The organism is Pseudomonas sp. RIT288 (assembly GCF_000631985.1).
In the GTDB taxonomy this organism is placed as follows: domain Bacteria; phylum Pseudomonadota; class Gammaproteobacteria; order Pseudomonadales; family Pseudomonadaceae; genus Aquipseudomonas.
On the sequence record NZ_JFYN01000027.1, the window covers coordinates 1 to 20,953 of the forward strand.

A 20,953-nucleotide genomic window follows, 5' to 3' on the forward strand; every position below is an offset into this window, starting at 1 on the left:
TGGCGTCCCCTAGGGGACTCGAACCCCTGTTACCGCCGTGAAAGGGCGGTGTCCTAGGCCACTAGACGAAGGGGACACGCTACCCGGAACACATGGTGTGTGTTTCGGTGCCCAGACCCGCATCCGAAGACTTGGTTCTGGTTTCACTCAGCCCCGCCCGAAAGCAGTGCTGTTTAAAATTGGAGCGGGAAACGAGACTCGAACTCGCGACCCCGACCTTGGCAAGGTCGTGCTCTACCAACTGAGCTATTCCCGCATTGGCGTCCCCTAGGGGACTCGAACCCCTGTTACCGCCGTGAAAGGGCGGTGTCCTAGGCCACTAGACGAAGGGGACACGCTACAACATTCACTCCCCGCCGCGTTTCGCTGTGTGCTTTACGCTGCAAGTGGCGCGCATTCTATGGATGGTTTGAGAAGTCGTCAACCCCCGAATATAAATTTATTTAAATCAATGACTTCGACCTGCTTTACGGGAGCATTCAGGCTTTTCCGTCGCCCGACGATTGACGCCTATATTCCGCCACTCGCCAAGGCGTTATAGTCCGCAACACAATGATGGCAATCTGCGCACCTTGCGCCAGCATTCATATAAGCAGTGTGCAGCCGATATACACGGAAGTTGCTGAATCAACTCGTCGAGCGGCGCTGGGCGCCTGAATGTCCAGCCACTACACTCGCATGCGAACCCTATAAAGAGGTCTTACCGGTGACACCACTCATGATCACCCTGCTAGTCATAGCCGGGATCGCAATTCTGATCGCCATTGGCTACATGAACCATGTGGTGGAAAACAACAAACTGGAGAAGGCCCGCACCAAAGTCGAACTCAACGACCGCCTGCGCCGCTGCGGCGAACTGACCGAAACCTTCCCCGGTCAGTTCATGACCCCGGCACTCAAGCTGCTGCTGACCCGTCTGGAACTGAACGTCTGCCAACGTCTGCTGAACCTGGAAAAAACCAGCGCCACCATGAAAGCACGCATCACCGAACTGAGTGCGCTGGTGGCCCAGGGCGAATCGATCCCGGTCAACAATCCACCGGCGCCGATCCTGACCGAAGTCAAAGCCAAGGACGTCCGCTTCCTGCTCGAAGCCTTGCACGGCCAGATCACCCGCGCCGCCCATGACGGCTTCCTGCCACCGAACGAAGCCAAACACTGGATCAAGGAAGTCCGCCACATCCTGGTTCTGCTGCACATCGAATTCTTCAACAACCTCGGCCAACAATCCCTGCAACAAAACCAACCCGGCCAGGCCCGCCTCGCCTTCGAACGCGGCGTGCAATACCTGCGCAAACAGCAAGACCCGCAAATGTACTCGGAACAACTGCAATACCTGGAAAAACTCCTGGCCCGCGCCAATGCGCAGGTCATGGACAAGATTGCTCCGGTCGAGGGCGAAGTGAACCAGTTGACCGAAGGTCTAAAAGAAGTCGAAGCCGATGCGGACTGGAAAAAGAAAGTGATTTACGACTGATGTTCGAGAGTTGAAGAAAAGCCACCGAGAGGTGGCTTTTTTGTGGGTGGTGGGCTGAATGCCATTGAGAACATTCAGTCAGAGAGTGGTTGACTGTCAGGCCGCCTTCGCTGGCAGGCCAGCTCCCACAGGGTTGAGTGTTTCAGTCAGGGATTGGTCGTCTCGTAGGCCGCCATCGCCAGCAGGCTGGTTCCTACAGGTGGAATGGGTGTAGTCAGTTGGAAATTGCTCGGCTGTCAGGCCGCTATCGCTGGCAGGCCAGCTCCCACAGGATTGAGTGTTTCAGTGAGGGATTGGTCGTCTCGTAGGCTGCCATCGCCAGCAGGCTCACTCCTACAGTTGGAATGGGTGTGTTCAGTTGGAGACTGGTCGGCTGTCAGGCCGCCATCGCCAGCAGGCTGGCTCCTACAGTTGGAATGGGTGTGTTCAGTTGGAGACTGGTCGGCTGTCAGGCCGCTATCGCTGGCAGGCCAGCTCCCACAGGATTGAGTGTTTCAGTCAGGGATTGGTCGTCTCGTAGGCCGCCATCGCCAGCAGGCTGGCTCCTACAGGTGGAATGGGTGTAGTCAGTTGGAAATTGCTCGGCTGTCAGGCCGCCATCGCTGGCAGGCCAGCTCCCACAGGATTGAGTGTTTCAGTCAGGGATTGGTCGTCTCGTAGGCTGCCATCGCCAGCAGGCTGGCTCCTACAGGTGGAACGGGTGTAGTCAGTTGGAGACTGGTCGGCTGTCAGGCCGCTATCGCTGGCAGGCCAGCTCCCACAAGATCAAGATCAAAAGATCGCAGCCTTCGGCAGCGCCTACACAGGATGAGCGCAAGCTCGGCTGCAGCTCTTGATCTTGCCGTGCCGGCCCCGTCGGCAGGCTGAGTGGAGGGGTTTATCCGGGGGTGGGAGCGCAGCGACCGTTCGACGAAGTCGAACACATCGAGAGGAGGTGCAGCGAAGCAAACCGGAGGCGATGCGCCCGGATGAATCCCGCAGCGAAGGAACCCGAGCCTAAGCGAGGGCCGAACGCTGGGGCCAAGCCTTTTGGTTACTTTTTGGCGTCTGAAAAAGTGACTCGCCGTAAGGGCGAAACCGCCAGCCGCAACACCAAAAAAAACGGATATTCACCCAAAACCCCAAGAACCTGGTCGGCCCAGAGGCCGCCAAGTCAAAGCCGAAAATGCCCAACCATCCCCTTGAGCTCCCCCCCCAACCGCGCCAGCTCAACACTAGAAACCGCATTCCCCCGCATCGCAATCGAAGACTGATCCGCACTCGCGCGAATACTCGTCACACTGCGATTGATCTCCTCAGCCACCGAACTCTGCTCCTCGGCCGCCGCCGCAATCTGCTGATTCATCTGCTGAATCAACGAAACCGCCGCCGCAATACTGCCCAGCGCACTTTCGGTCTGCAGCGCATCACTGACCGCCAGCTTCACCAATTCACCACTGCTCTGAATCTGCTGCACCGACGAATGCGCCGCCGAACGCAACGCACTGACCAGACGCTCGATCTCCTCGGTCGATTGCTGTGTACGCCGCGCCAACGCACGAACTTCATCAGCCACCACCGCAAAGCCCCTGCCCTGCTCCCCGGCCCGCGCCGCCTCGATCGCGGCGTTGAGCGCCAGCAGATTGGTCTGCTCGGCAACGCTCTTGATCACATCCAGCACCGTACCGATGTTCTGGATCTGCGCACTGAGACTTTCGATGCTTGAACTGGCCGACGTCGCCGAATCCGCCAGTTGCTCGATCCGCGCCATGCTCTGGCGCACCACCTGCTGCCCGCTCTCGACTTTGCCATCCGCCGTTTGTGCGGCCAGCGCCGCCTCTTCGGCATTACGCGCCACATCATGCACGGTGGCGGTCATCTGGTTCATGGCCGTGGCCACCTGCTCGGTCTCTTCCTTCTGGCTATTGACCTCGAGGTTGGTCTGCTCGGTTACCGCCGACAGCGATTGCGCGGAACTGGCCAACTGCTCGATCCCCGCCTGCAAACCGCTGACGATTGTGCTCAGCCCGCTGCCCATCTGTTGCATCGCCAGCATCAGTTGACCGATTTCATCACGCCGGGTGACCTCTACCTTCGCACTCAAATCCCCGGCCGCAATCTGCTGTGCAACCCGCATCACACTGCGCAACGGCGCGACGATCAAGCGGGTGATGACCCACGCGGCAATCAGCCCGACCAGCAATGCCAGCGCTGAAGAACCGATGATCAACGCCGAGTTTTTCTTCAACTCCGCCTGCATCGCGCCGTCCTCGGCGCCATAGGCCTGATCTACACGTTCCACCACCTGCGCCGCACGCTGGTGCAACTGTTCGTAGACGGTTTTTTCCTGGGCCAGCAGGCCGGTGTACTCGGCGAGTTTGTCGTTGAAACCGGCGATGTGCCCGGACACTTCATTGAGTACCGTCAGGTAGCCCTCATCCTTGACTGTGGTCTTCAACTGCTCGGCCTGAGCCTGCGCCTGGGCGGCCTGCTCGATGTTGCCCTTGCCGGCACTCTCGGCATCGCCCTTGCGGCTCTGGTCCAGACGAATACGCGCCTCGTTCATCGCCTGCAGCATCAGCCGCGACACCTGGCTGACCTGACTGGCCTGCTCAATGAATTGCGCGCCATCCTTGCCCTCGGTGTCCTTCAAGGTATACGCGCCGTCATCGGCCAGCCCGGCTTGCAGCACATCCAGGTTGTTGGCCACGCTGGACACCGACCAACTGGCCATTTCCAGCGCCAGATCCTTGCCTTGGGTCAGCGAGACAAACTCATCGAAAGCCTTGCGATAGGCGCCCAATGCCTGCTCGACATCGTTCATCACCGCCACGTTGGCCGGAGATTGCGCCTTGAGTTGCGCCGCCTGAGCCAGCAAAGCGTCTACGCCTTCGTGCAAGGCATCGACGGTTTTCGGGTTGCTGTGCAGCGCATAATCCTGCTCCAGCAGCCGCACCTTGAGCAGTGCACTGTTGAGCGCCGACATCTGCTTCAGCCCATCGAAACGCTGACTGATGGTCTGCAGGGACCAGACCCCCATGGCGGCCACCAGCGCGGTCAACAGCAGCACCAGCACGAACCCGATACCCAGTTTCTTCGCCATACCGAGGTTGGCAAAACGTCCTTGCACGGCGGAAATCATTGCGCGTAGTCCCCTGCCAAAGTCTGTTGCCGAAGATTCGCAACGGCCATGGAGCAGCACAAGTCTCCGGCGTCGGAATAATGGCAAAAAGCTACGCACGCGTCGTTTTCAGAACGCTTGAGGTCGATTCACGCGAGTGCTGCGAAAAAACTGCCGGGCCCGTGGATCACAGGCATAGGCGACATTGATCCGCTGCCACTCACCGACTTCGCCACTGGGACTGAAAGCCCCCGGAGCACACAGGCGCACGCCACTGCATTGCGCCTGCCCGTGCAAACGGGCTGGATCGCTCAGCGGTGCCCGGGCCCAGATGAACAGGCCACCACACGGCTTGCCGAAAACCTCCCATTCAGCATCTTCCAACGCCTGCAACGCGGCAATCCGATCAGTGTTCAGGCGCTGACGCTGACGCTGGACCATTTTGCGATACGCACCATTGGCCAGAAGACTGGCCAGCACTGCCTCGTTGAAACTCGAGGTGCCCATGCTGCTGATCATCTTGACCCGCGCCAGACGCGCAATCAGCGGCGGCTCGGCATACACGAACCCGACACGTAGCGAGCTGCTCAGGGTCTTGGAAAAACTGCCGACGTAGATCACTCGCTGATCGAGTGCCGCCAGGCGTGTGCCGTTACCATTGTGCAGGTCAGCGTAGACATCATCTTCGATCACGCGCACATCGTGGGCGTTGCACAATTGCAGGATCTGTTGCGCAACGCCCAGGGTCAGGCAGGAGCCGGTGGGATTGTGGTGATGGCTGTTGATGAACATCGCCACCGGCCGGAACTGCCGCAACAGCGCTTCGAGCGCCTGGGGATCCGGCCCGCTCGGGGTGCGACGCACTTCCAGCATCTGCACCCCGTGCAGGCGCAACAACTCAAAAAGTGGCGCGTACCCGGGGGTTTCGACCACCACACGATCCCCGGACTTGAACAGCGTGCGCACAAGCAGATCAAGTGCGTGGCTGGCACCGGAGGTCGTCAGCACCTGCTCATCCCGGGACTGGACGCCGATCAGCCTCAAGCGTTTGACGATCTGTCCGCGCAGGGCCGGCAGACCCAGCGGGCTGCTGTAATTGAACAGACTTGCCATGTCGGTACGGGCCACCTGACGGATCGCGTAACTCAAATCATCGGACTCCCGCCAGCTTTGCGGCAAGCCTCCTTCGCCGAGTTTCAAGCCGTCCTCCACTTGCTCGCAGTCGATCCCGACCGACCTGCCGCCGTGGGCGGCCACCATGAATCCGGCCCCCTGACGCGGAGCCAGAATGCCTTGCGCCACCAACCGCTCGCAGGCCTCGGCCACACATGACTGACTGAGCAGATTGGCGCGCGCAATCTGCCTGACTGAAGGCAGTCGCGTGCTCGGCGCCACACCACTTCGGGAGATCCACTCGGTCATGCCATCAACAATCTGCTGTACGACCGGCACCATTGCCTGTCGGTCAATTCTCAATTCCATGAGCACGCAAACTCCTGTCCGTTTTGCTGGCGGCAGTAAATCACAGCCACGACCTGCAGGCTGTGCGACAAAGCCGTCAAAAGGGACAGTTCTAACTATTTGATACACATTGTTTAACGGATTCCCGGAACTGACGGGCAACAACAAGAAAACCCGCAGCCAGGCGGGTTTTCCAAAGTCTTGCGGCAACCCATCAGAAAGCGGTGACGCCACCATCCACCGCCAGGGAATGACCGGTGGTGAACGCCGCGCCATCACTGCACAGATACAGCACTGCGCTGGCAATTTCCTCGACTTTGCCGATGCGGCCCACCGGGTGCATCGCGTTGGCAAATTCGCCTTTCTTCGGATCGGCCTCGTAGGCGCGGCGGAACATGTCGGTGTCGATCACCGCCGGGCACACGGCGTTGACGCGGATTTTCTTCTTCGCATATTCGATCGCCGCCGATTTGGTCAGGCCGATCACCGCGTGCTTCGACGCCGCATAAATGCTCATCTTCGGCGCCGCGCCAAGCCCCGCCACCGACGCGGTGTTGACGATCGCCCCGCCGCCCTGAGCGAGCAACAGCGGCAACTGATATTTCATGCACAGCCAGACGCCTTTGACGTTGACGCCCATGATCGCGTCGAACTCGTCCATCGAGCCGTCGGCCAACTTGCCTTGCTCGATTTCGATCCCGGCATTGTTGAAGGCGTAGTCCAGGCGCCCGTAAGTATTGATCACCTCGTCCATCAGATTCTTCACTTCGCTTTCGACGGTAACGTTGCAGCGCACGAAGGTCGCTTCGCCACCGGCTGTACGAATCAGCGCCACCGTGCCTTCGCCCCCTGCCGCGTCCAGATCGGCCACCACCACTTTCAAACCTTCGCCGGCGAATGCCTGGGCGGTCGCCCGGCCAATACCGTTGGCTGCTCCAGTGACTACGACCACCTGGCCGGAAAACGTCATGCTCATTTGTTATGTCCTCGAAGGGAGAGATGCAGGAGGTATTTGCAGAATCGCAGCATAGCCACCGGGGCGCGCCCCACGGCAGCACTATCAGAAGGCTGTTTATGCCTTCATGCGTCGCAGTGATAAAAGCTGCCGGGGGACTATCACTGCACTGGATCATTGCGCATTCGCCGCATCAGCCAACCTTGCAGCATTGGCCTCGAGGGTCTATCAACAAGGCTTCATTCAGTTCGAGTGCCTGCCATGACCAGCCAGACCAACCGCCAGTTCCTCCTCGCCAAACGTCCGGTGGGGGCTGCGACCCGTGAGACCTTCACCTATCAGGAAGTCCCGGTCGGCGAACCGGGCGCAGGCCAGATACTGGTGAAAAACCAATACCTGTCCCTCGACCCGGCCATGCGCGGCTGGATGAACGAGGGCAAGTCCTACATCCCGCCGGTAGAAATCGGTGAAGTCATGCGCGCCTTGGGCGTGGGCCAGGTCATCGCTTCGAACAACCCGGGCTTTGCCGTCGGCGACTACGTCAACGGCGCCCTCGGCGTGCAGGATTATTTCCTTGGCGAGCCCAGAGGTTTCTACAAGGTCGATCCGAAACTGGCACCGCTGCCGGTGTATCTGTCCGCGCTGGGCATGACCGGCATGACCGCTTACTTCGCCCTGCTCGACGTCGGCGCACCGAAGGCTGGCGACACGGTGGTGTTGTCCGGGGCTGCCGGGGCGGTGGGCAGCATTGCCGGACAAATTGCCAAGATCAAAGGCTGCCGGGTCGTCGGCATCGCCGGTGGTGCCGACAAGTGCAAATACCTGATCGATGAACTGGGCTTCGAAGGCGCCATCGACTACAAGCACGAAGATGTATTGGCCGGACTCAAGCGTGAGTGCCCGAAAGGCGTTGATGTGTATTTCGATAACGTCGGCGGCGAGATCCTCGACGCTGTGCTCAGCCGTCTGGCGCCGAAAGCCCGGGTGGTGATCTGCGGCGCCATCAGCCAGTACAACAACAAGGAAGCGGTCAAAGGCCCGGCCAACTACCTGTCATTACTGGTCAATCGTGCGCGTATGGAAGGCTTTGTGGTGATGGACTACGCCGCCCAGTACGCGAGTGCCGCGCAGGAAATGGCCGGCTGGATGGCCAAGGGGCAGCTCAAGAGCAAGGAAGATATCGTCGAAGGTCTGCAGACCTTTCCGGAAACGCTGATGAAATTGTTCAGCGGGGAGAATTTTGGCAAGTTGGTGCTGAAGGTCTGAAGCAAGATCAAAAGATCGCAGGCTGCGCCAGCTCCTACAGGTGTTCACATAACCCCTGTAGGAGCTGCCGAAGGCTGCGATCTTTTAGGCCAGTTCGGCCACGACCGAAGCCAGCGCCTGAGCAGGATCTGCCGCCTGGCTGATCGGACGGCCGATCACCAGGTAATCGGAACCGGCATCCAGCGCCTGACGCGGCGTCAGGATACGGCGCTGGTCATCTTGCGCGCTGCCCGCCGGACGAATCCCCGGGGTCACCAGTTGCAACGACGGGTGTGCCGACTTCAGTGCGGTGGCTTCCAGCGCCGAGCACACCAGACCGTCCATCCCGGCCTTCTCGGCCAGCGCGGCCAGGCGCAGCACCTGCTCCTGCGGCTCGATATCCAGACCGATACCGGCCAGATCCTCGCGCTCCATGCTGGTCAGCACGGTCACGCCAATCAGCAACGGCTGCGGGCCGCTGCGCTTGGAAAGCTCTTCACGGCAGGCCGCCATCATGCGCAGACCACCGGAGCAATGCACGTTGACCATCCACACGCCCATCTCGGCAGCGGCTTTCACCGCCATCGCGGTGGTGTTGGGAATGTCGTGGAATTTCAGGTCGAGGAACACCTCGAAGCCTTTGTCACGCAGGGTACCGACGATTTCCGCGGCGCAACTGGTGAACAGTTCCTTGCCCACTTTGACCCGGCACAGTTTCGGGTCCAACTGGTCGGCCAGCTTCAGTGCGGCGTCACGGGTGGGGAAATCCAGGGCGACGATGATAGGAGTCTGGCAGGCGGACATGGATGGGCTCTCAGGCAAGTCGAAATCGGCGCGCATTGTAGCGGAAGCGGCGACAGCGCGGCACCCGATGATCGGTAAATCGTCGCCGCAAACGTGATCAGCATAGCGCTCGCTGCAATTGTGTCGAACCCGATACACAACCGACACGCCGCCAACAAGCGCCCGCGCTAGCCTCGCCAGCCGCAATACGTCCTTACATCAGCACTTCCCGCCTCACGGCAGGACGCCTATGCTGAAACCACCACCTCGCAGCCCATCTTTGTGGTTGGCGGCCTACTGGCAGATGAACAGCCCCATGCACAACACCCAGACCACCGTGACTGATGAGCATAAAGACGACAAGCGCTGGAGCATCCGCGCGCTGATCGTCGATGACGATGTGCCGATTCGCGAGCTGATGATCGACTACCTCGCGCGCTTCAACATCCACGCCAGTGGCGTCACCGACGGCGCGGCCATGCGCCAGGCGATGCAGGCCGAGCATTTTGACGTGGTGGTGCTCGACCTGATGCTGCCCGGCGAAGACGGCCTGTCGCTGTGCCGCTGGCTGCGCGCCGAATCGGACATCCCGATCCTGATGCTCACCGCCCGCTGCGAACCCACCGATCGCATCATCGGCCTGGAACTGGGCGCCGATGACTACATGGCCAAACCGTTCGAACCACGGGAACTGGTGGCGCGGATTCAGACCATCCTGCGCCGGGTGCGCGATGACCGCACCGAACAGCGCGCCAACATCCGCTTCGACAACTGGCGCCTGAACAGTGTGTTGCGCCAGCTGATCGCCGACGATGGCCTCGTGGTGCCGCTGTCCAACGCCGAATTCCGCCTGCTCTGGGTCTTCATCGAACGCCCGCGCCGGGTACTCAGCCGCGAACAACTGCTGGATGCCGCCCGTGGCCGTTCGATCGAAGCGTTCGACCGCAGCATCGATTTGCTGGTGTCGCGCCTGCGGCAAAAACTCGGTGACGACCCGAAAGCCCCGCAGTTGATCAAAACCGTGCGCGGTGAAGGTTACCTGTTCGACGCGCGAGACATCGGCTGATGCGAGCGCGCTTCGACACGCTGTTCGGCCGCCTGTTTGGCATGCTGTTCGTGGCGATCGTCCTGGCGCACCTGCTGGCCTTTGCCTGGTTTCACCACTACGGCCCGCCCCCACCACCGCCCCCGCCGGAGTTTACCGAGGGCGTCGACGGCCAGCGGCCGCCGCCGGATCCACGTTTCGCCCATCGCCCGCCGCGTCCATGGTTCGGCGGGCCGCTGGTGCCGCTGACTTTCCAGTTCATCTCGCTGATGATCGCTGCGTGGTACGGCGCCAAACTGCTCAGCCGGCCGATCCAGCGCCTGAGCGATGCCGCCGAACGCCTCAGCGAAGACCTCGACAGCCCGCCGCTGGACGAGTCCGGCCCGCGTGAGGCCCGACAAGCGGCGCACACCTTCAACCTGATGCAACAACGCATTCGTGAACAGGTGCAGCAACGGGCACGCATGCTCGGCGCCGTCTCCCACGACCTGCGCACGCCGTTGTCGCGGTTGAAACTGCGCCTGGAACAGATCGACGACGACAAACTGCAAGGCCAGATGCGCCAGGACCTCAACGACATGATCGGCATGCTCGACGCCACCCTCACCTACCTGCACGAACAGCGCACCAGCGAAGCCCTGCAGTTGATGGATGTGCAGGCGCTGGTCGAATCGTTGTGCGAGAACGCTCAGGATCAAGGCGCAGACGTTGAAGTCAGCGGCCATTGCGCACCGCTGCAGGTGCAGCCGATGGCGCTGCGCTCGTGCATCAACAACCTGATGGACAACGCCCTGCGCTACGCCGGACAGGCGCGCATCGAACTGCAGGATCAACGCGAGCAACTGCTGATCCGCGTGATCGACCACGGCCCGGGCATTGCCGAAGACAAACGCGAGGCGGTGTTCGAACCGTTCTATCGCCTGGAAGGCTCACGCAACCGCAACTCCGGCGGCGTCGGCCTGGGCATGACCATCGCCCGCGAGGCGGCGCAGCGTCTGGGTGGCCAGTTGAATCTGGAAGAAACTCCGGGCGGCGGCCTGACCGCAATCATCCGCCTGCCGCGCACCTGAGAACCACAAAGCCATCTGTAGGAGCTGTCGAGTGCAACGAGGCTGCGATCATTTGATTCTGATGGGTGCTGGATAGGGCAACGGCAAAAGATCGCAGCCTTCGGCAGCTCCTACAGGGGGACCGGGACGTCTGTGTACCACCCGGTACAAAATCCAAATACCCAAGACAACATGCCCCTTGAGTCTGCGCAAGCCGGTACACCCACCGGTTTACAGTCCTAGGAGTGAGCCCATGATCGGTAGCGTCAGCAACTACACGCGCTATACCAGTACCAGCACCACCCAAAACGCCCGCAGCCAAGAACTGCAAAAGCATCTGTTCGCCAAACTCGACAGCAACGGCGATGGCGCAGTGGATCAGGATGAACTGAAAAGTGCCGTGTCGCAGAAGTCCGACGACGGCTTGCTGGTCAACCTGAGCAAACAATTCGGCGATCTGGACAGCGACGCCAGCGGCAGCCTCAGCGCCGAAGAAATGACCGCGATGGCACCCCCTCCGCCAGTTCAGGATCAAGCACCGAACACCGACCTCGCCGACGCCCTGATCAGCGCGCTAGACGCCGATGGCGACGGCGCCATCAGCAGCGACGAACTGAGCAACGGCCTGACCAGCGCCGGCAGTAGCGCCGACAGCAACCAAATCTTCTCGGCCCTGGACAAGAACAAGGATGGCACCGTCAGCCAGGACGAACTCACCGCCAGCCTGACCCCACCACCGCCTCCGCCGCCGCAACAAGCCTCCAGCGACGAACTGTTCAGCCAACTGGATGCCGATGGCGATGGCAGCATCAACGAGACCGAACTGAGCAGTGCCCTGCAGACCCGCGACAACACCTCAACGAACACCACCGACACCAGCGCGGCACTGCTCAAGGTTCTGGACAGCGACAGCAGTGGCGGCGTGAGCAGCGATGAACTGAAAGCGGCGCTACAAGCAGGTCGGGAACGCCAGCCCGAACAACAGACCGACAGCACCCAGACCACCCGCGAAGCGCTGAACCGGATGATTGCCAACTTGAGCAAACAGTACTCGCTCGACAATGCCGCGCCGGTGGGGAAATACCTGAACGTCGCGACCTGAGATGATGTCGTGATGGGTGATCGTTTCCGTGCAGTGGTGTGGAAACGGTCATTTGGGTACAGCGGGAAGAGATTGGTTGACTGACACGCCGCTATCGCGAGCAGGCTCACTCCTACAGTGGGGTCGGGTGTGGTCTGTTGGAGAGTGGTTGGCTGTCAGGTCGCTATCGCTGGCAAGCCAGCTCCCACAGGGGGGTGGGTGGGTCAGTGGGAGATTGGTCGGCTCGTAGGCCGCCTTCGCTGGCAGGCCAGCGCCCATAAGATCAGGATCAAAAGATCGCAGCCTTCGGCAGCTCCTACACAGGCCGAGTGTCAGCTCGCCGAAAGCTCTTGATCTTGCCGTGCCGGCTCCTTCGGCAGGCTGAGTGGAGGGATTTATCCGGGGGTGGGAGCGCAGCGACCGTTCGACGCAGTCGAACACATCGAGAGGAGGTGCAGCGAAGCAAACCGGAGGCGATGCCCCCGGATGAATCACGAAGTGAAGGAACCCGAGCCACGGCAAGGGCCGAACGTCGGGGCAAGCGTTTTGGGTTACTTTTTAGGCGTTTGTAAAAAGTGACTCGCCGTGAGGGCGAAACCGCCAGCCGCAACACCCGAAGCAACGGATATGCCCGCAATCCCAAAAAAGCCTGCCGCGACGCCTAAACCCGAGCCTGACTCTTGCTCCAATCCGTCAACAAGCTATAGGCCACCGCCAACAACGTAGGCCCGATAAACAACCCGATAAACCCAAAAGCGATCAACCCGCCGAACACCCCAAGCAACACAATCACCAACGGCAGATTCCCACCGCGACTGATCAGATAAGGCTTCAACACGTTATCCACGCCGCTGATGATGAACGTCCCCCAGATCCCGAGAAACACCGCCATCCCGTACTCACCTTTCCAGGCCAGCCAGGCCGTGGCCGGAATCCACACCAAAGGTGGCCCCATCGGAATCAGACTCAACAGAAAGGTCACGATCCCCAGCACCAAAGCCCCCGGGACTCCGGCAATCAGAAAGCCGATCAACGCCAGGATCGCCTGCGCCGCCGCCGTACCGATCACCCCGTTGACCACCCGCTGCACAGTACCGGCCACCAGCTCGATGTAATACCCGGCACGCTCACCAATCAGCCGCTGCAGCAGACCGTGCACGAACGCCGCCAGCCGCGGCCCGTCGCGATAGAAAAAGAACACAAAGACAATGCTCAGGGTCAGCTCGAGAATCCCGCCGCCAATCTGCGCACTGCGCGCCAGCAGCCAGTTACCGACCTGCCCCAGATACGGCTTGATCGACACCATCAGCGCTGCGCCCTGCTGATCGATGCTGTTCCAGATCCCGACCAGCCGCTCGCCCACCAACGGCACGCTACCGAGCCAGACCGGCGCCTCCGGCAGACCATCGACCTGCACATCCTTGATGAACGCCGTGGCGTCGCGCACATGATCCGCCAGGTTGAACCCCAGCCACACCAGCGGCGCCGCCACCAGCAACATCCAGCCCAGGGTCAATATAGCCGCGGCGAGTGATTCGCGGCCATTGAGCCAGCGGGTCAACAGACGCATCAGCGGCCAACTGGCGAACGCCAGCACCGCGCCCCAGAACAGCGCCGACCAGAACGGCGCCATCACCCACAGGCTGGCACCGAACAGCACCAGCAAGAGGATTTGCACCAACAGCCGATCGTTATTGAGCATGTAAAGTCTCGAAGAATTCAGTCCGTCAAAGAGTAGGCGAACACGCCACGCGTGCACGCCCGTGCAGCTTATCGCAACAGATCGATGCGCAGACCAGCCCCGTCGGCGCTCCCCGCCTCCATCCGCGCCGCCCGCACACCCTGGCCGATCAGCGCCTGCCGCCAGGCCTCGGCCTTGGGTCCGGCAATCGTCACGCGTTGGGTGGTGTCGAGGTTCAAGCCACGGGAAATAAGCCGTAGCCAAGTGTCATCCGGATCGCCGGTCAGCTTGGGAAAGTCCAGTTCACCGGTGCTTTTGAGCTGTCGCAACAGCGTGGCCGAGGTTGGCAGCAACTCGCCCAACGGCGCGCCCGCTTCGAACTGTTCGACATGCAGATACGCTTTGCGATTGCCGCGGGTGATGCTGTAGAGCGCCACCAAGGTGTTGTCCTTCGGTGCGGCCAGACGCAACAGCAGATAGGCCTGTTGCTCGTCGGCGCCGTACAGTTTGGAGTTGCCGAACACTTCATTGGCCCACAGGCTGCTTTCGCCACAATCGCGGGCCTGGCACCAGAACAGCAACTCGGCGTCCTGCTTTTGCAGGGCTTCGCGGGCGGCGGTGAACGCTTCGGTGGCGGAATGCTCCGGCGGTAACTCATAGGTGACCGAGGTGGTCTGGCCGCGCGCCGTGACCTGGCCGTCAAAGCGCAACTGGCCGCTGATCTTGCGGATCGAGCCCAGCGGATAGATCCGCTCAAGCTCCACAGGAGGGCGATAGTCGACGATCTGCGCATCGACCAGACGCGGCACTATCTGCAGATCCTGGCTGCCGGGCACGTCGGCGGCGAACGAAGCGGAACTGAAACAGCACAGCGCCAACAGACTGAGTGACCGGATAGTCAGGCTCATCGGATCGGCATGGCTTGGCGGTTCGGGGTCGCAGCGGTATAGAAATCCATCGTGTTTGTCTCCCATTTCAACCCGCCCAGCCTCGACAGTTGCCCGGTGCAAGTCAAGGAATGGCGAAGAAGCGATTGAAACAGTCTGCGACAAGGTCGGCACCGGACTCATCATTCAGGTGCAAATGGTGTCCGCCCGCCAGCTGTTCCTGGTTGAAGGGTAGACGCTCCAGCAACTCCGGATGTTTGGCCAGCATGCCGTCGGCGGCGACCACCAGTTGCGCCGGACACGTGATGCGCTGGACGAAGGCCATCGCCTGCTCCTGAGTCAGGCGCAGCGGTGACGGCAGGGTCAGACGATTGTCGGTGCGCCAGGTATAACCACCAGGTACCGGCATCAGACCGCGTTGCGCCAACAGTTCGGCGGCTTCGCGACTGACCGCCACCAAGCCCTTCATCCGTGCTTCGATGGCGCGGTCGAGGGTGTTGTAGACCGGTTTGCGCTTCTCACGCAGATCCAGCTGCGCCTGCAGGGCTATGCCCATGCGCTCGGCAGCGTTTTCGCCTTTGTCCGTAGGAGGAATCACCCCGTCGATCAACGCCAGGTGGCTGATGCGCTCCGGCAACGACCCGGCCAGCACCAGCGAAACGATCGCACCCATCGAATGCCCGAGCAGGCCGAAGCGTTTCCAGCCCAATTGCTCGGCAACCTGCAACACATCGTGCGCGTAATCCCACAGCGCATAACCGGCGCCGTTGGGTCGATGCCCGGAATGACCGTGTCCGGCCATGTCCAGGGCGATGACGCGCAGGCCTTTGAGCTTGGGCGCCAGGCGCGCAAAGCTGTTGGCGTTGTCGAGCCAGCCATGCAGCGCAATCACCGGCAGACCGTCCTCGGGGCCGAACAAGTGCGCCGCCAGTTCGATATGCGGCAGGCTCAGGCGCACTTCTTCGAAGGTCGGGCTCATGCGCAATCCTGCTGTTGGCGGCGCTCCCAGCGCGTAAACAGCTCTTTGAGCAGGCGCGCCGTGTCTTGCGGACGTTCGAGCGGGAACATGTGCCCGCCGGGCATGCTCAATGCTTCACCCTGCGGCAGGCGCCCGACGAATCGGCTGTGATGACGCATGACCACGCGGCTCTTGTGCCCGCGCACCACGGCCAGCGGCACCTGCAATTGGCGCGTGCGGCCCGGACTGGTGTGCGGCACGCCGCGATAGATGCTGATTTCGGTGGCCGGATCGAAGCGCAGACGCAACTTGTCGCCGACCGTATGCAGCCCGTGCTGCAGATAGGCATCGAAGCATTCCGGATCGAAACCGCGAAACAGGGTCTTGCCGGCAAAGTAGCTGCGCGCCGTGTCGAGGTCGGCGAACTCTTCGCGCCGCCCCAAAGTACGTCCGGCCGGGGTCAGTTTGTCGATGAACCCGAAGCGCTTGGCCGCGCGGATCACCCACTGGTCAGTGCGGGTCAGCACCGGCGAGTCGAGCATCACCACGCCGCGATACAGTTCAGGGCAGCGCAATGCTGCGTGCAGGTGCAACACGCCGCCAAAGGAATGGCCGACGCCCCACACCGGTTGATCCTGCTGCTGCAAATGGTGGATCAGTTCGTCGACCAGGTTGTACCAATTGTCGTCCGCCGGGAAACGCGGGTCATGGGCATGCTGTTCCAGATGCGCAACCCGGTACTCGGGCGCCAACGCCGCGAACAACTTGCCATAGGTGCCCGAAGGAAACCCGTTGGCGTGGGCGAAAAAGATCGGTTGCGACATGCGGGCTTATCCATGAACGGGAAACGTGATGTTGATTGTCCGTAAGACCAGGATCGGCAGCAATGACCATAACTGCCAGAAATGGTGGTGGAGATGTCGTGAAAAGCAAAAGATCGTCCGATCGCGGCCCGAACCTGCGCCAGCTCCTGCATAGGAATCGCTTACATTCTGTAGGAGCTGCCGCAGGTTCGGGCCGCGATCGGACGATCTTGTGATCTTCAGCAGATCACCGCACCGGCGGCTGCTCGCCCAATGGCACCACCGCCATGGTCAAACGCGACACACAACTGGCCTTGCCTTCATCGCTGGTCAGGCGGATGTCCCACACGTGCGTGGTGCGACCGATGTGAATCGGCTTGGCCACCGCGGTCACCCGCCCGCTGCGCAAGCCGCGCAAATGGTTGGCGTTGATCTCCAGCCCCACGCAGTAGAACTTGCTGGCGTCGATGCACAGGTAACTGGCCATCGAGCCAACCGTTTCCGCCAGCACCACCGAGGCGCCGCCGTGCAGCAGACCGTAAGGCTGGTGGGTGCGGTGGTCGATGACCATGCTCGCCGTCAGCGATTCCTCGTCGAAGGACTCGAAACGGATATCCAGCACTTCGCCGATGGTGTTTTTCTGAATTGCGTTCAACTGCTCGATGTTCGGAGTGGTGCGCCACAAGCTCATCGCAGGCTTCCTTTGTTGTTTTGATCGTCACTCAATCCTGCCACAGCACCGCCTCGCTGCGCGCGCTCCATTCTTCAAAACGCGCGCCGTAAGTGTCTTCGATGACGTTGCGCTTGATCTTCAAGGTCGGCGTGAGAAAGCCGTTTTCCACCGCCCAGCTGTCCTTGACCACCACCAGCCGACGCAGGCGTTCGTGCTTGTCGAGCACGGCGTTGACCTCTTCCAGCAGTTTTTCCAGGCTTGAATGCAGACTGGCCCGCCCCTCTTCCTGATTGACGGTGGAAAGCACGCACAAGCCCAGCGGCGCACTCAGGCCATCACCGACGACACAGACCTGCTCGATCCGCGAGTGCACCGCCAGACGGTTTTCAATCGGCGCCGGGGCCACGTATTTGCCTTTGCTGGTCTTGAAGATTTCCTTGAGTCGCCCGGTCAGGCGCAAGCGCCCCTCGGCATCCTGCTCGCCCTTGTCACCGGTCCGCAGGAAGCCGTCCTCGGTGAGGGTCTCGGTGGTTTTCTGCGGTTCCTTGAAATAGCCGAGCATGTTCGCCTGACTGCGCACCTGCACCTCGCCGGACTCGTCGATTCGCACCTCGACCTCCGGGCACGGTTTGCCGATCCAGCCCTGTTTGTATTGGCCCGGCAGACAGATGTGCGAATAGCCGCAACTCTCGGTCATGCCATACACCTCCAACACATCGAGGCCGAGTTTCTGATACCAACTGAGCAAGGTCTGTGGCACCGGCGCCGCACCGGACAGGGCGACGCGCAAGGCATCAAGGCCCAGGCCGGCCAACACCTTGTGCCCGACCCGCTTGCCGATCCACGGCAAGCCGAGCAGGAAATCCAGACGCTTGGCCGGGATCTTGCCGTACACGCCCATCTGGAATTTGGTCCAGATGCGCGGCACGCCGAACATTGCCGTCGGCCGCGCCCGGCGCAGATCGGTGATGAAAGTGTCGAGGCTTTCGGCAAAGAACACCGTTTGCCCGGTGTAGATCGAGGCCAGCTCAACGAACATTCGTTCGGCGACATGGCACAGCGGCAGGTACGACAGCAGCCGGTCTTGCTCGTTAAGCCCAAACAGTTGCGTGCCGCGAGTCGTGGCAAACCCCAGATTGGCAAAACTGTGCATCACGCCTTTGGGCAACCCGGTGGTGCCGGAGGTGTAGATGATGGTTGCCAGTTGTTCGGCCGCAGGACGCGGATCGTCCTGGATCGGCGAGCTCTGTTGCAGGTCGTCCCAACTGAAATCGAACTCGCCGGGCGGATGCAGCGGCAGGCTGATGGTCGGCAAATCCGCCGGCACACCGACCGCCATGCCCGGCCAGTCATCAAGTTTGCCGATGAACGCCAGCACGCTTTCCGAATGCGTCAGAACCTGATGCACCGAGTCGGCGGTGAGGTTGGGATACAGCGGCACCGACACGTGCCCGGCCATCCAGATCGCCAGATCGGCGATGATCCAGTGCGCGCAGTTTTTCGAGATCAGCGCGATGTGACTGCCTTGCGGCAATTCCCGGGCGCGCAGCCAGTGCGCGGCGCAACGGGCCTGATGACCGACATCGGCCCAGGTCAGGGTCTCGACCTGCCCGCCGCCGATGGGCTGCACCAGAAAACGCTGGCGCGGGTGCCGGGCCTCACGCTCGTAAAACACGTCCAGCGGCAAACGGAAGGCGGCAGACATGCGACTCGCTCCTGTTTTTTGGGTCTGGAGCAAGCGTAGTCAACCAAGCAAGTGCTTGGTTGGATTTTTTACCAAAAGAAACAAGATCAAAAGATCGCAGCCTGCGGCAGCTCCTACACCGATTAATGCAGGAGCTGCCGCAGGCTGCGATCTTTTGTTTTTAAGGGTGCTTGAGGCTGTTGAGGGTCATCGAGCCGATCAGCAGCTCAGGGCTTTCCAGCTCGGCAAGGCCAGCGGTGCCGACCTGCTCCGGCGGATATCCGGCGCCATGTTGCAGATAGCTCAGCAGATTGCCCACCAGCGGGTTGTGACTGACCAACAGCACATTGCTCACCGACACCAGTTGATCCGCCACCTTGTCCGGATCGCTCTCTGGTTTCAGCCAATCGACCGTGCGGATCTCCGGCTCGAAACCCAGCGCCTCGCGGACAATCTGTGCAGTCTGTTGCGCACGCAGATAAGGGCTGGCATAGATCGCCGTCAGCGGCTGACCGATCAATCGGGCTGCACTGTTCAAGGCCTCTTTGCGCCCCTGCTCGGTCAACACCCGCTCGGAGTCGGGACACGAGCCATAAGGCACCGCTTCACCGTGACGCAATACCCAGAGTTTCATAGCTTGGGTTCCTCATCACGGGCCGGGTGCGGGGCTGGCGGCACAGTGTGCGGCGCTTCGCCTTCCGGGGCGCGCGGGGTTGGCCAGTCGGCGAACGGCCAGGGTTTCTGGTCGCTGTGAAAGCTGCCGAAACGGCCGATCTGCGCCAGGAACTGGCTCAGGCTGTCGCCGAAATTCATCAGGCTGGCACTCGGCGCGCCATAAATCAGACGATAGATCAACTGCACCAGCACCACGGCGCCGAGGATGAACTGCGCCACTTGCCAGACCAGCACATAGACGATCATCCACAACACGCGCAGGAGGATGGATTCGTACTTGGCTTCGGTTTTCGGATCGTTCATGGCTCGCTTCCTGTTGAATCAGTTGAAACCGCTGGTGGAAATAAAGTCGACGTCGGTTTTCGGCTCGGCCCGCATCAGTAGACCGATCACCTGCTCCAGCGTGCGTCCTTCAAACAGGATCGCATGCAGCCCGGCGACCAGCGGCATGTACACGCCAACCTCCTGGGACTTGGCCTTGAGCACCTTCAGGGTGTTCACGCCTTCGGCGACTTCGCCCAGGCGCGACACCGCCTCATCAAGGCTCAAGCCCTGACCGAGGGCAAACCCGACCTGATAGTTACGGCTCTTCGGCGACGAGCAGGTGACGATCAAGTCACCGACCCCGGCCAGACCGAGGAAGGTCATCGGGTTGGCGCCCTGATTCACCGCGAACCGGGTCATCTCGGCCAAGGCGCGAGTGATCAGCATGCTCTTGGTGTTCTCGCCCATCTCCAGCGCCACCGCCATGCCGGCGATGATCGCGTAAACGTTTTTCAGCGCCCCGCCCAGCTCGACGCCGAATCGGTCAGCACTGGCGTAAACGCGGAAGGTGCGACCATGCAGCGCAGCCTGCACTTGTTTGCACAAGTCTTCGTCTTCGCTGGCGACTACGGTGGCGGTCAGCGCGTGCTCGGCGATCTCCCGCGCCAGGTTCGGCCCGGACAGCACGCCGATGCGCGCCTGCGGGGCGATCTCTTCGAGGATCTGGCTCATCAGTTTGAAGGTGTGGGCTTCGATGCCCTTGGTCAGGCTGACCAGCATCTTGCCGCTCAGGCGCTCGGCGTGGGCGGCCAGCACCGTGCGCAGTGCGCTCGAGGGCAGTGCGACGAAGCACAACTCGCAGGCGTCGAGGGTGGCCTGCAGGTCAGTGACCGCGGTCACCCCCGGCAGAATCTTGATGCCTTTGAGGTAACGCGGGTTCTCGCGATTGACCCGGATGGCCTCGGCCTGCTCGGGGTCACGCATCCACTGCCGGACTTGATGGCCGTTCTCGGCCAAAAGATTGGCCACGGCGGTACCAAAACTTCCGCCTCCCAGGACCGCAATCGGGCGCTGTTCAGTCATATGCAATCCGTTAATCCATACCAGTGGCGATGCCGGCATTATACGGGGC

18 protein-coding genes, 3 tRNA genes and 1 pseudogene are annotated in these 20,953 nt (G+C 61.3%); 5 read left to right on the forward strand and 17 right to left on the reverse strand.

Annotation, left to right across the window (positions count from 1 at the left end; genetic code table 11):
- The 3 genes from BW33_RS18475 to BW33_RS18485 form a co-directional block, all read right to left on the reverse strand.
- Positions 1–76, reverse strand: a tRNA-Glu gene (locus BW33_RS18475).
- Between the two features lie 104 nt (positions 77–180).
- A tRNA-Gly gene (locus BW33_RS18480) sits at positions 181–256 on the reverse strand.
- A gap of 2 nt (positions 257–258) precedes the next feature.
- A tRNA-Glu gene (locus BW33_RS18485) sits at positions 259–334 on the reverse strand.
- Positions 335–718: 384 nt separating this feature from the next.
- On the opposite strand from BW33_RS18485, the gene BW33_RS18490 reads away from it, so the two are divergent.
- The gene (locus BW33_RS18490; RefSeq protein WP_177327506.1) at positions 719–1,477 is read left to right on the forward strand and encodes a hypothetical protein; all 759 of its coding nucleotides are present in this window, start codon (positions 719–721) and stop codon (positions 1,475–1,477) included.
- Positions 1,478–2,630: 1,153 nt separating this feature from the next.
- Here the strand turns inward: BW33_RS18490 and BW33_RS30545 are convergent.
- From BW33_RS30545 to BW33_RS18505, 4 genes and pseudogenes are all read right to left on the reverse strand, one after another.
- A complete protein-coding gene (locus tag BW33_RS30545) occupies positions 2,631–3,512 on the reverse strand; it encodes a methyl-accepting chemotaxis protein (protein ID WP_442965406.1) in 882 nt (293 codons plus the stop codon).
- A gap of 27 nt (positions 3,513–3,539) precedes the next feature.
- A pseudogene (locus BW33_RS30550) lies at positions 3,540–4,598 on the reverse strand (HAMP domain-containing protein); the annotation flags it as partial.
- Positions 4,599–4,706: 108 nt separating this feature from the next.
- A complete protein-coding gene (locus BW33_RS18500) occupies positions 4,707–6,059 on the reverse strand; it encodes an aminotransferase-like domain-containing protein (RefSeq protein WP_047600361.1) in 1,353 nt (450 codons plus the stop codon).
- 193 nt (positions 6,060–6,252) lie between these two features.
- Positions 6,253–7,014, reverse strand: coding sequence for an SDR family oxidoreductase (locus BW33_RS18505; RefSeq protein ID WP_047600362.1), 762 nt, complete (start codon positions 7,012–7,014; stop codon positions 6,253–6,255).
- 240 nt (positions 7,015–7,254) lie between these two features.
- Between BW33_RS18505 and BW33_RS18510 the strand changes: the two genes are divergently transcribed.
- Complete coding sequence (locus tag BW33_RS18510; protein WP_047600363.1) at positions 7,255–8,259, forward strand: NADP-dependent oxidoreductase; 1,005 nt, start codon at positions 7,255–7,257, stop codon at positions 8,257–8,259.
- A gap of 84 nt (positions 8,260–8,343) precedes the next feature.
- Here BW33_RS18510 and pyrF read toward each other — a convergent pair whose 3' ends face one another.
- Positions 8,344–9,042, reverse strand: coding sequence for an orotidine-5'-phosphate decarboxylase (pyrF, locus tag BW33_RS18515; protein ID WP_047600364.1), 699 nt, complete (start codon positions 9,040–9,042; stop codon positions 8,344–8,346).
- A 295-nt stretch (positions 9,043–9,337) separates the two neighbouring features.
- Here pyrF and BW33_RS18520 point away from each other — a divergent pair, with 295 nt between their 5' ends.
- The 3 genes from BW33_RS18520 to xopAW all read left to right on the forward strand — a co-directional run bounded on the left by BW33_RS18520 (position 9,338) and on the right by xopAW (position 12,217).
- On the forward strand, positions 9,338–10,087 hold the full coding sequence (locus BW33_RS18520; RefSeq protein WP_047600365.1) for a response regulator: 750 nt from the start codon (positions 9,338–9,340) through the stop codon (positions 10,085–10,087).
- A complete protein-coding gene (locus tag BW33_RS18525; protein WP_047600366.1) occupies positions 10,087–11,136 on the forward strand; it encodes a sensor histidine kinase in 1,050 nt (349 codons plus the stop codon). Before BW33_RS18520 ends, BW33_RS18525 begins: the two co-directional genes overlap by 1 nt.
- Positions 11,137–11,368: 232 nt before the next feature.
- The gene (xopAW, locus tag BW33_RS18530) at positions 11,369–12,217 is read left to right on the forward strand and encodes an EF-hand domain-containing protein (RefSeq protein ID WP_047600367.1); all 849 of its coding nucleotides are present in this window, start codon (positions 11,369–11,371) and stop codon (positions 12,215–12,217) included.
- Between the two features lie 640 nt (positions 12,218–12,857).
- Here xopAW and BW33_RS18535 read toward each other — a convergent pair.
- The 9 genes from BW33_RS18535 to BW33_RS18575 all read right to left on the reverse strand — a co-directional run bounded on the left by BW33_RS18535 (position 12,858) and on the right by BW33_RS18575 (position 20,904).
- Positions 12,858–13,898, reverse strand: coding sequence for an AI-2E family transporter (locus tag BW33_RS18535; RefSeq protein ID WP_047600368.1), 1,041 nt, complete (start codon positions 13,896–13,898; stop codon positions 12,858–12,860).
- A gap of 68 nt (positions 13,899–13,966) precedes the next feature.
- A complete protein-coding gene (locus tag BW33_RS18540) occupies positions 13,967–14,773 on the reverse strand; it encodes a DUF4892 domain-containing protein (RefSeq protein WP_047600379.1) in 807 nt (268 codons plus the stop codon).
- Between the two features lie 115 nt (positions 14,774–14,888).
- Positions 14,889–15,743 (reverse strand): alpha/beta hydrolase, encoded by an 855-nt coding sequence (locus BW33_RS18545; protein WP_047600369.1) that lies wholly within the window; start codon positions 15,741–15,743, stop codon positions 14,889–14,891.
- Positions 15,740–16,546, reverse strand: coding sequence for an alpha/beta fold hydrolase (locus BW33_RS18550; protein WP_047600370.1), 807 nt, complete (start codon positions 16,544–16,546; stop codon positions 15,740–15,742). Before BW33_RS18550 ends, BW33_RS18545 begins: the two co-directional genes overlap by 4 nt.
- A gap of 226 nt (positions 16,547–16,772) precedes the next feature.
- Positions 16,773–17,216, reverse strand: coding sequence for a hotdog fold thioesterase (locus tag BW33_RS18555; RefSeq protein WP_047600371.1), 444 nt, complete (start codon positions 17,214–17,216; stop codon positions 16,773–16,775).
- Positions 17,217–17,247: 31 nt separating this feature from the next.
- Positions 17,248–18,903, reverse strand: coding sequence for an AMP-binding protein (locus BW33_RS18560; protein WP_047600372.1), 1,656 nt, complete (start codon positions 18,901–18,903; stop codon positions 17,248–17,250).
- A gap of 160 nt (positions 18,904–19,063) precedes the next feature.
- Complete coding sequence (gene sixA, locus BW33_RS18565) at positions 19,064–19,516, reverse strand: phosphohistidine phosphatase SixA (RefSeq protein ID WP_047600373.1); 453 nt, start codon at positions 19,514–19,516, stop codon at positions 19,064–19,066.
- The gene (locus BW33_RS18570; protein WP_047600374.1) at positions 19,513–19,860 is read right to left on the reverse strand and encodes a DUF4389 domain-containing protein; all 348 of its coding nucleotides are present in this window, start codon (positions 19,858–19,860) and stop codon (positions 19,513–19,515) included. Before BW33_RS18570 ends, sixA begins: the two co-directional genes overlap by 4 nt.
- 18 nt (positions 19,861–19,878) lie before the next feature.
- On the reverse strand, positions 19,879–20,904 hold the full coding sequence (locus BW33_RS18575) for an NAD(P)H-dependent glycerol-3-phosphate dehydrogenase (RefSeq protein WP_047600375.1): 1,026 nt from the start codon (positions 20,902–20,904) through the stop codon (positions 19,879–19,881).
- Between the last annotated feature and the right edge of the window lie 49 nt (positions 20,905–20,953).